Here is a 9,488-nt window from a genome sequence, read left to right as displayed (position 1 = left end):
GCCCCGGGCGGCTCGACGCCAGCCCCCCGCCCCCTCTCAAGAAGCCCCGGGCTTCAGCGGACCGCGTTGCGGGGCGTGCCCTTGCGCACGGGGGCCGCGGCCTTGCGCTTGGGCAGGATGCGGGTGACGGAGCCCGGGCGGCGGGCGGCGGCGGCGGCGCGCTCCTTCTCCTCGGCGGCCTTCAGCGCCGCGGCGCGCACGGCCAGCGCCTCCGCCTGCTGCGCCCAGCGGCGCTTGAGCGCGTCCCGCAGGCCGTCCGTCTGCAGGTCCACCTGCGCCTGGTGGAGCCGGTAGTGCAGGTCCTCGCGCAGCGTGCCCCGGGTGAGGGCGGCCATCGCGGTGCCGGACACGCCCACCACCACCTTGGGCCGCTCCTCCTGCATCTGCAGGCAGCGCAGGATGAGGCCCTGGGCGTCCAGCGGCAGCTTCCCCGCGTCCGCGATGAACACCACGCCGTTGGGCTGACGGAGCGCTCCGGCCAGCTCCGGGGCCTGGCGCACCTCCGTGAGCGGGACGCCGAAGTTGCGCGCGGCTTCCTCCGCCCAGGCCCTGCGCTCATCCTCGGTGCCTCCGTGGATGAGCAGCGATGCACGGTTGGAGACGAGGTCCTCTTCTCGATAACCGCGAAGAGCCACGGGATGCCCTACCCTTCTGGGAAAGCGGGTCCTCCCAAAGTCTAACGCCCTCCAGGGTTGCCTGTTCAATCCCTTACGTGCGGGAAAAGACAGGGACCCGCTCCGCGAGGAGCCCCTGCACTGGACGCCCGTTCCCGGGTCAAACCGAAGGCACCACCATCACGGGCCGCCGGCAGCGCAGCACCAGCTCGCGCGCCACCGCCTCCTCCAGCACGTCCGGAGCCACTTCGCGGCGGGCGGACGTGCCCACGCACACCAGGTCCACGCCCTCGCGCTCCGTGGCCTGGCAGATGGCGATGGCGACGTCGTCCCCGCTGACGCCCTCCACGCTCCAGTGCACCGCCCGCGCGACCGTGTCCCCGGGCACCTGCGCCCAGAGCCGCTTCAGCACCCGGTCCCGCTCGCCGTCGGGCTCCGGGAGCACGCCGTGGAAGTCTCGGGGGCCCCGCTCGCGGCCCCGGAGCCGGTGCACGTGCAGCAGGTGCACGCGGCCCCCCGGCCCCACCAGCGAGCACGCCTGCGCGATGGCCTGTCCGGAGGCCAGCGTGAAGTCCACCGGCACCAGCGCGCTCCGGGGCGGAGGGAGCCGGCGGGGCTCGCGCGCTCCGGGCGGGATGCACGCCACGGAGCGCTCCGCGTGGCGCAGCACCCCTTCCGACACGGAGCCGTGCCACAGCCGCTGCACGCCGCCGCGCAGGTGCATGCCCACCACCGTCAGCTCCACGCTGCGCGCATGGGCCACGTGCAGCAGGTGGTCCGCCGGGCGGCCATAGCCGGGCTCCAGCACCACCTCCACGCTGCCCTCGCCCTCCAGGTCGCCCAGGCGCTCGCGCACCTCGCGATGGAGCACGCGCTCCACCAGCGGCTCCAGCCCCTCCATGGTGCGCTCGCGCGCGTCCAGCCGCTCCACGTGCACGGGGGTGTGGATGCCCAGCCGCTCGCGCTCCTCCAGGGGCGAGCACACGTACGTGGCCAGCACGTCGCATCCGCCCACGCGCCGCAGCTCCCGCAGGAAGGTGATGGCCGCGTCGGACGTGGAGGAGCGGGGGTCCACCCCCACCATCACCAGCAGCCGGCGCCGGCCGCGGGCCCAGTCCAGGAGCGCCGTGTCCCGGCGCACCGCCAGCACCGGGGCGCAGCCGTGGCGGGCCAGCCGCTCCGCCAGGGACGTCTTGCGCCAGGGGGACGTGCGCCAGCCCTCGGCGGCCACCACCACCAGCCGGGCGCTGCGGCACTCCTCGTCCCCCAGCAGCGTCTCCACGGAGGCGCCCCGCTGCATGCGCGGCTCCACCATGCCCGCGAACGCCCTCAGGCGCGCGGCCTCCGCGGCCAGCCCCCCTTCCGCCGCGGACAGGGCGTCCTGGGCCTCCGCGTCCGGCACCTCGTCATCCACCCCCAGCAGCAGCAGGGGCTCTCCCAGGCGGCCGGCGAGCGTCGCCGCGACGGTGGCCGCGTGCGCGGCGTCGGCGGACAGGTTGGTTGCGCAGATGATGGCCATGGCGGGGCCCCCTCGGGGAGGCGATGCCCGCTGGAGCCTCCCCCGTCACCAAGGATGCGCACGCCGGACGCCGGTGACGCGCGGCCCGTGCATGCCGGCCTGCCTGCCTGGCGGGGTGGGGCGGCCCGGCGGCGCGGCCCTCCCTAGCGCAGCAGCTGCTGGTGCCCGTCGTGGTTGGTGTGGTCCTGGTTGTCGCCCGTGCCGCCGCGCTGGTTCTCGCGGCCGAAGCTGGACAGGAACACGTCCTGCCCGTTGCTCGCGTAGTGGTACGGCCGGCCCCAGGGGTCCAGGGGCACGGCGTGGAGGTAGCGGGGCACCAGCAGCGCGTTCAGGTCCCCCTCCTCCGGCAGCTTCCCCTCGTGGTCCGCGCGGTAGCGCTCCAGCGCGTCCAGGAGGAGGGTGAAGTCGGCGTGGATGCGCTGGGCCTGCTCGGGGTCGCGGCGGCGGAAGGCGGTGAGCACCAGGGCCACGACGAGCGCCACCGCGAACACCACCGCCACCCAGGGCAGCGGGGAGCGGCGCGACTTTCCGGGGGCGGCGGACGAGGAGGAGGTGGCGGCCATGGCCCATCCACCCTACCGCGTCAGAGGGCGCGGTAAAGCGGCACCGGCTGCTGCTTGCCCTTCAGGCGCACCGGCGGCAGGTCCTCGAAGGCGGTCTCGTTCGCGTCCACCAGCTCGCGCGTGCGCTCGCCCACCAGGATTTCCCCCGGCCCAGCCAGCGCGCACAGCCGCGCGGCCACGTTCACCGCGTCGCCGATGCAGGTGTACTCGGCCCGCATCGCGCCCCCGATGTTGCCGGACACCACCACGCCCGAGTTCAACCCCACGCCCAGCTCCAGCACCAGGGGCCGGCCCTCGCGGCCGTGGGCCACCCACTCGGCCTCCGCCACGGCGCGCAGCTCCGCCACGGCCTCCATCATCATCTTCGCGCACTGCAGGCCCCGGAGCGCGTCGTCCGGGCGGCCCACCGGCGCGCCGAAGACGGCCATCAGCCCGTCGCCCAGGAACTTGTCCAGCGTGCCGCCGCAGGTGAGCACCGCGTCCGACAGCCGGCCCAGCACCTGGTTGAGCACCGCCACCACCTGTTCGGGAGGCAGGCTCTCCGCCAGGCCGGTGAAGTTGCGGATGTCCGCGAACAGCACCGTCACCTCGCGCTTCTCGCCGGCGAGCACCGCCGCGTCCGCGCTCTTGAGGATCTCCTCCACCACCGCGTCGGACGTGTAGCGCGCGAACAGCTTGCGCATGCGCTCCGTCTCGTCCGTACGGCGCACCACGCTCTCGATGCGCGCCGCCAGCTCGTCCAGGGACGCGGACTTGTTCACGTAGTCGTCCGCGCCCGCGCGCAGGCCGCGCACGCGCTCCGCCTCCCGGTCGTTGGCGGTGAGCATGATGACGGGGATGGCGCTGCGCGGGCCCTCCTTCAGCCGCCGGCACAGCTCCACGCCGTCCAGCCCCGGCATCTCCAGGTCGCTCAGCACGATGGCCGGCTGCAGCCGCCCCATGCCCTCCAGGGCTTCGTAGGGGTCCTGGAAGCAGAGGACCTCGTAGCCCAGGGCCACCAGCCCCTCCTGCACGAAGGCGCACGCCAGGGGGCTGTCGTCCACCACCACCACGCGGCGGCGGCCCTCCGTCGCGGGACGCGGCAGGTCCTGCCGGCCGACGATGCGGTTCTGCACGCCCAGCGCTTCGTAGATCTGCTTGTAGGTGCAGTGGCCCAGCTCGACGAGGATTTCCCCCAGCCGCCGCCCGTCGCGCCGCTGCCGCGCCAGCGCCTCGTCCAGCTGCGCGAGCGTCACGTACTTGAGCCCCACCAGCAGCTCGCCCAGGGGTGGCTGCGCGGGCCCCTTCTCGTGGTTCAAGCCCAGGGCCTCTCCCAATGCGTCCTGAATCTGCTCGCGCGACACGTAGCCCAGGGAGATGAGCGCCTCTCCCACGCGCTGGCCGGTGAGGGCCTGGAGCGCGAGCGCCTCCTGCACCTGTCCCGGCGTGACGACGCCCAGCTTGAGCAGCAAATCACCGAAGAGGGGGTTTGATGCACTCACGTGGAAGCCTCCGTGACACGCCCGTCCGACAAGCGTAGCGCAACCGTGGCCGTCAGTGCTCGAACATGCGGCCGAAGGCCATGACGATCTCCAGGATGATCAACGCGACGATCATCACCTCCAGGACGTGCGAGCGGTCGATGTCCACCTCGCCCTTGAGCAGGCCATAGGTCTGCGCGAGCAGCTGCTGCTTGCGCGTGACGGAGGCCTGCCACGCGGGGATGCGCAGGCGGCGCACGGCGCCCTCGTAGACCTTGGCCAGGTAGAAGTCGCCAATGATCTTCAGGCTGTTCTCAACCCGCTCCACGAACTCGTTGAGGTCCACGAGCGTGCCCAGCGTCTCTCGGGCGAGGTTGCGGTAGGGGCTGCGGAACAGCGTGAGCCAGCCGGGCTTCTTCTTCTGCACCTCGTCGTGGATGCGCGCGATGTGCTTGTCCAACCGCTCGTCGTAGTAGCGGAACTCCAGCAGCTGCGCGTTGGCGATCTCCAGCAGGTCCGGGATGTCGCGCGAGCCGGACGGCTCGTAGACGAACGCGCTGTTCCAGTCCACGACGACCAGGTCGTGGGCGGTGTAGCTGAAGCGCACCTGGGTGACGGCCTCGCGCTCGCGCGGCGCGAGCGGCGCGGCGGTGCTCTCTCCCAGGAGGAGCCGCGCGATGTCCGCGCTCTGGAACAGCTCCTCCGCGGAGGGGTTGCCCTGGATGCGCTCGGCGAAGATGACGGTGTAGCTCTCGCTCTGGTCCCAGAGGTGCGGCCCCTGCACGGCGGAGGCGATGGTGCGGCGCACGCCCTCCACCAGTTCGCGCGCCAGGTCCTCCAGGGCCTGGCTGTCATAGAGCTCGTCCGCGACCTGGGTGAGCGTCTCCCAGGTGGTGCCGGGCGCGACGGGGACGCGCAGGATGATGGACGCGGCGCCGTGGTCGAACAGGCGCGCGGTGGCGTCCACCGTGACGGGACCATCACGCAGCGCGAGCGGCCTGCGGCCCAGCTCATAGGCCACGGGCGGGTTGGGCAGCTGGATGTACTGGCTGTTCTCGCGCGACAGCTTCAAGCGGCGCGAGTCCTCCGTGAGCGCCTTGCGCGCGCGCTCCAGGTCTATCTCCTCCGCGATGTCGAACGTGCGGTAGCAGAGGATGTGGGCCTGTTCGAAGAGCAGCGTCATTCCGGCGGGCGCGGACATGGTGCGGTGAAGCCTACTCGACGTCCTCCCACAGGACCCTCAGTTCCAGGGGAAACGCCTCGAAGGGTTCCGCGTGGACGGTCTCCGAGTTCCCGTAGGCCCCCAGTAGCAGGTAGTGGCCGCCTTCCAGCCGGAAGACCTCCAGCATGTGTTCGCGCGGGTCCACCATCCAGACGTGTTTGACGCCCTCTCGGGCATAGATGGGCAGCTTCCGGGCCCGATCCAACCGGAACGTCGACGGGGACATCACCTCGCACAGCCAATCCGGCGCCAGCGTGAAGCCCACGACGTCAGGCACCCTGGGCATGCGCTCCCGGCGCCAACCCGCGAGGTCCGGCACCAGGACGTCCTTGCCCAGATGCAGCTCCGGCTCGGTAAGGATGATCCACCCTCCGGGGCCTCCACGGCCCGGTCGAAGGGAGCATAGAGCTCGCCTCCCAGATGCCACGCCGCGACGGCATGCCGCGATGCCGGCCGGGGGCTCGCGTACAGCTCGCCATTCACGATCTCCCCCACCTGATTCGAGGGGAGCGCTTCCAGGTCGGCGTAGGTGGCGGGCTTTCGGGTCATCTCTGGGGCGAAGAACCTAGCAGGTAGGGACATGCCCGGACACCCTCATGCCCGTCTGACACGTGTACCCCGGCGGCCAGGAGCCCCGGGAGGGCCCCGGGCCTGAAACATTTCCGCCGAAACATTTCCAAATGTTTCACTCAGTCGCCGCCGCCCTCGGGCAGCTTGATGCCAATGCCACCCGGGCCTTCGCCGTGGTCCGGCAGGTTGCCAATGTGGCCCGGCGTGGGGATGGGGCGGTCTCCCGCCTGACGCTTGTTGTCCTGTTCGTCTTCCGGAAGCTGCGGTTCCTTCCGGGGGCTCTCGTGCTCACCCATGGCGGCTCCTTCGCGCGTTGAGAGGGTTTGACCTCCCCCAAGCTAGGGAGCCCGTGCCCCGTCCGGCACCCCGCCCCCGCCGGTCCGCGGAGCATGCGGGGACACGAGCTCAGGCTCCCCGGGGCTTCGCGGGCGGCGCCAGCGCCGTGCGCACGTCCCACAGCTCCGGGAAGAAGCGCAGGTCCAGCGCCTTGCGCAGGAAGCCCACGCCCGACGAGCCGCCCGTGCCCTGCTTGAAGCCGATGATGCGCATCACCGTCATCATGTGACGGTAGCGCCAGAGCTGGAACCGCTCCTCCGTGTCCACCAGCTTCTCGCACATCTCATACGCGTCCCAGTGCTTCTCGGTGTCCTCGTAGATGCGCCGGAACACCTCCATCACCTGGGGGCTCTTCTCATACGGCTGACGCCAGTCGCGCTCCACGTGGCTTCTGGGAATGTCGTGGCCCTTGCGCGCCAGGTGGCGCAGGAACTCGTCGTAGATGCCGGGCGACACCAGCAGGCGCTCCAGCTCCGCGTGCACGCCCTGCACGTGCTTGAAGGGCCCCAGCGCCGCGTCATCCTTGTTGCCCAAAAGGAACTCCAGCGCCCGGTACTGGAAGCTCTGGAAGCCTGAAGCGTGCCCCAGCGTGTCGCGGAACTCCAGGTACTCGTTGGGCGTGAGCGTCTCCAGCACGCTCCACTGCTCGAAGAGCATCCGCTGGATGTGCGCGACGCGCGCGAAGATCTTGAACGACGGCTCCAGCCGGTCCGCCTGGATGTAACGGATGCAGGCGGACAGCTCGTGGATGAGCAGCTTCATCCACAGCTCGCTCGTCTGGTGCTGGACGATGAACAACAACTCGTCGTGATGGGGAGGCTGGGAACGGGGCACCTGCGCGGACAAGAGGCGGTCCAACTGCAGGTAATCGCCATAGGTCGTCCGGCCCGCGAGGTCCGTGACGATTCCAGGCTCCAGGTCGCGTTTGTTCATGGCCCGGGCACTCATGCACACCAACCCCCTCGCGGCGCAAGCACATCCTCCGCGCGGTCAATCCAGCCACGTGCTTCCAGACGGAAGAACGGGGTCCACCTCTGCCCGGGCCGGGGCGACTGATACTGCTACAGCGGAAGAACCTAGGCGTTCTTCTGAGCGGCTTCCGCGAGCGCCTTGGAGGCGGCGCGGCCACGGGGCAGCTTGATGTCCTCCACGCTGTTGGGGTTGGCGTAGTCCGACCACTCGGAAGGACGGCGGTTGGTCTTCTCCAGCATGCGCAGCTTCTGGTAGTGCGCGGCGCAGTAGCCCTTGGTGCGGCTGGGCTTGCCGCAGCCCTTGATGGCGCACTCACGGGCGCCGCCCTCCGCCGCCGCCGGCTTGCGGCCCCGGCGCTTGCCACCCGCCGCCGCCACCGGCGCGCTCACCGCCGCACGGCCCGCCGGACGACCCACGGGACGACGACCGGGCTTGCCGGCCGCGGGCGCGTTCGCGCCGAAGAGGGGGCCCACCACCTGGGCCAGGGGCGCCAGCCGCTCGGCCACGCTGCGCAGCGCATCCAGGTCCGCCGTGCCCGACTCCAGACGAGACACCACGTCGCGCAGGGGCTTGAGCTGCACTTCAATCTCGTTGCGAATCATCTCGCGGAACGCCTTGTCAACTGACATTTCGACCAATCCTCGGTTTAAGGGGGGGAGCATTGCCTTGGCGTGAACCGGCACGCCGGACTACCAATACCTTCCAGAAAGGCAATTGTCGAAGGAAGCGATAAAAAGTTGTGACGCCACTGCGTATCAGCAGGCGAGAAAGGCCCGGGAAATGGGGCTCGGCGACGCTTTCAGGCGCTTCTCACGCATCCCAATGCAGGGGTTCCAACAACGCTCCACGACCGGGGGCGGGGGGGTGCTGCGAGCGATCCAGCAGTTCCTCGTACGTCAGTGCGAGGTCGTGTCCCAGTTCCTCCAATTCCTCGGCGTCCAGGGACGCGGACAGGCGGGGGAGCACCCCGTGTTCCATGGCCTGCACATGCGCCACGACCTGATCCTCCAGCGTGAACAGGCGCGCCTGCCACTCGACGCCGCGAGGCGTCAGCTCCTGCAATTCCTCCATCAGCTCACGCAGGGTGAGGTGCTCTTCCGCCTCCTCCCGGGCGCGGGCGCGGCCCTCCACGCGTGTCAGCAGCGGCTGGACGCAGCGCTCCTCCAGCCGGGAGTGCAGGCGCAGGAGGCGGGCCAGGGCCTCCTGACCGTGAGTCACTTCTTCCGCGTCCGCCTCTGAAGCCAGCCGCTCCAGCAGCTCCTCCAGCTCGCGGTGTTGGTGAAGGAGGATGTCGAACGGGCCAGCCATGCCCCCAAGCATCAGCACGGCGCCGGGAGCAGACAACCGCACCCCTCCCCCCGCCGCGAAAGGCAGCCTGCTGGCGTGCATGCCCTTTTCCGGTGATGGCGGCGATGGAGCCCCTGCCCGGCCGCCTGGTGTCAGGGTGCCGGAGTGCGAGGACGGCCGCATCATTGGCTCCACCGTGGAAAACCCACTCACCAGCGTCCGGCAGGCCGTCTTCCGTTTCGCGGAGGGCGGCGCCGCCCTGTCCGCGCGCTACCACCGCGCCCGACTGGTGGGAGCTGAACATCTGCCCAGACATGGGCCGTTGCTGCTCGTGGGCAATCACGGTGTCTGGGGATACGAGACCCCCGCCTTCTTCCACCTCCTGCACCGGGCCACGGGGCGCTATCCGCTGGGGCTCGCGGAGCGGGGGTTCTTCAGGATTCCCCTCGTACGCACGGTGTTGCCCTGGCTGGGCGGGGTGGAGGGGACGCGCGAGAACGCGCTCCGGTCGCTCCAGGAGGGGCAGCTGGTCGTCTGTTATCCGGGCGGCGCCCGGGAGACCTTCAAACGCAGCCAGGGCCGCTACCGGCTGCGGTGGGAGCGCGCGCTGGGCTTCGTCCGGCTGGCCATGCAGGCCGGGGTGCCGGTGGTGCCCTTCGCCGGCTTCGGGGTGGATGACACCTTCTTCTGGCCTCCGGACGAGGACCGGTGGTGTGTGCGCCTGGCCGCGGAGGACAAATACCGCATGCCGTTGGTGATGGGATTGGGCCCCCTGCCGCTGCCCGTCCAGCTAACCTTCGCCGTGGGTGAACCCCATGAACCGCCGCCGTCGGGTGCGTCGGAGTCGCGCGTGCGGGCCTTCCGGGACCGCGTGGCCGCCAGCGTCCGGCGCCTGCTGCTGAGGGCCTGTCATGCTTGATACCGCCGCCACTCCCGTCCCCTCCC

Annotated in this window: 10 protein-coding genes and 1 pseudogene; 1 reads left to right on the top strand and 10 read right to left on the bottom strand. The window is 70.8% G+C overall.

Translation table 11 applies throughout. The annotated features are described in order from the left end of the window. Nucleotides 1-53: 53 nt before the first annotated feature. The 10 genes and pseudogenes from D7W82_RS35995 to D7W82_RS35955 all read right to left on the bottom strand — a co-directional run bounded on the left by D7W82_RS35995 (nt 54) and on the right by D7W82_RS35955 (nt 8,564). On the bottom strand, nt 54-635 hold the full coding sequence (locus D7W82_RS35995) for a Fis family transcriptional regulator (protein ID WP_120622624.1): 582 nt from the start codon (nt 633-635) through the stop codon (nt 54-56). A gap of 139 nt (nt 636-774) precedes the next feature. Continuing rightward, nucleotides 775-2,133: a universal stress protein gene (locus D7W82_RS35990; RefSeq protein ID WP_120622623.1), complete on the bottom strand. Its 1,359-nt coding sequence runs from the start codon at nt 2,131-2,133 to the stop codon at nt 775-777. Between the two features lie 143 nt (nt 2,134-2,276). Beyond that, the gene (locus D7W82_RS35985) at nt 2,277-2,696 is read right to left on the bottom strand and encodes a type II secretion system protein GspG (protein WP_120622622.1); all 420 of its coding nucleotides are present in this window, start codon (nt 2,694-2,696) and stop codon (nt 2,277-2,279) included. Between the two features lie 20 nt (nt 2,697-2,716). After that, entirely contained in the window at nt 2,717-4,177 is a 1,461-nt protein-coding gene (locus D7W82_RS35980; protein WP_120564567.1) for an adenylate/guanylate cyclase domain-containing protein, read from the bottom strand. A gap of 52 nt (nt 4,178-4,229) precedes the next feature. After that, entirely contained in the window at nt 4,230-5,357 is a 1,128-nt protein-coding gene (locus D7W82_RS35975; RefSeq protein WP_120622621.1) for a hypothetical protein, read from the bottom strand. Between the two features lie 13 nt (nt 5,358-5,370). Next, a pseudogene (locus tag D7W82_RS35970) lies at nt 5,371-5,927 on the bottom strand (Uma2 family endonuclease). Between the two features lie 140 nt (nt 5,928-6,067). Next, nucleotides 6,068-6,244: a hypothetical protein gene (locus D7W82_RS40740; RefSeq protein WP_158617790.1), complete on the bottom strand. Its 177-nt coding sequence runs from the start codon at nt 6,242-6,244 to the stop codon at nt 6,068-6,070. A gap of 109 nt (nt 6,245-6,353) precedes the next feature. Further along, nucleotides 6,354-7,217, bottom strand: coding sequence for a tryptophan 2,3-dioxygenase (locus D7W82_RS35965; protein WP_120622620.1), 864 nt, complete (start codon nt 7,215-7,217; stop codon nt 6,354-6,356). A 143-nt stretch (nt 7,218-7,360) separates the two neighbouring features. Beyond that, a complete protein-coding gene (locus D7W82_RS35960; RefSeq protein ID WP_014400764.1) occupies nt 7,361-7,885 on the bottom strand; it encodes a hypothetical protein in 525 nt (174 codons plus the stop codon). Between the two features lie 181 nt (nt 7,886-8,066). Beyond that, nucleotides 8,067-8,564: a hemerythrin domain-containing protein gene (locus D7W82_RS35955; RefSeq protein ID WP_233588147.1), complete on the bottom strand. Its 498-nt coding sequence runs from the start codon at nt 8,562-8,564 to the stop codon at nt 8,067-8,069. Nucleotides 8,565-8,739: 175 nt separating this feature from the next. Between D7W82_RS35955 and D7W82_RS35950 the strand changes: the two genes are divergently transcribed. Continuing rightward, nucleotides 8,740-9,462 carry a lysophospholipid acyltransferase family protein gene (locus D7W82_RS35950; RefSeq protein ID WP_120622625.1) on the top strand — a complete coding sequence of 241 codons (723 nt, stop codon included), beginning with the start codon at nt 8,740-8,742 and terminating at the stop codon, nt 9,460-9,462. Nucleotides 9,463-9,488 lie beyond the last annotated feature (26 nt).

Origin of the sequence: Corallococcus sp. CA049B (assembly GCF_003611685.1) — a bacterium.
Classification (GTDB): Bacteria; Myxococcota; Myxococcia; order Myxococcales; family Myxococcaceae; genus Corallococcus; species Corallococcus coralloides.
The sequence above is the reverse complement of the archived record's forward strand: the minus strand, read 5'-3'. Positions and strand labels throughout refer to the sequence as shown.

Excerpts from the sequence above, each read along its gene's own strand:
- D7W82_RS35965 (WP_120622620.1), bottom strand. The coding sequence starts at position 7,217 with ATGAACAAACGCGACCTGGAGCCTGGAATCGTCACGGACCTCGCGGGC.
- D7W82_RS35990 (WP_120622623.1), bottom strand. The coding sequence starts at position 2,133 with ATGGCCATCATCTGCGCAACCAACCTGTCCGCCGACGCCGCGCACGCG.
- D7W82_RS35985 (WP_120622622.1), bottom strand. The coding sequence starts at position 2,696 with ATGGCCGCCACCTCCTCCTCGTCCGCCGCCCCCGGAAAGTCGCGCCGC.
- D7W82_RS35955 (WP_233588147.1), bottom strand. The coding sequence starts at position 8,564 with ATGGCTGGCCCGTTCGACATCCTCCTTCACCAACACCGCGAGCTGGAG.
- D7W82_RS35960 (WP_014400764.1), bottom strand. The coding sequence starts at position 7,885 with ATGTCAGTTGACAAGGCGTTCCGCGAGATGATTCGCAACGAGATTGAA.
- D7W82_RS40740 (WP_158617790.1), bottom strand. The coding sequence starts at position 6,244 with ATGGGTGAGCACGAGAGCCCCCGGAAGGAACCGCAGCTTCCGGAAGAC.
- D7W82_RS35975 (WP_120622621.1), bottom strand. The coding sequence starts at position 5,357 with ATGTCCGCGCCCGCCGGAATGACGCTGCTCTTCGAACAGGCCCACATC.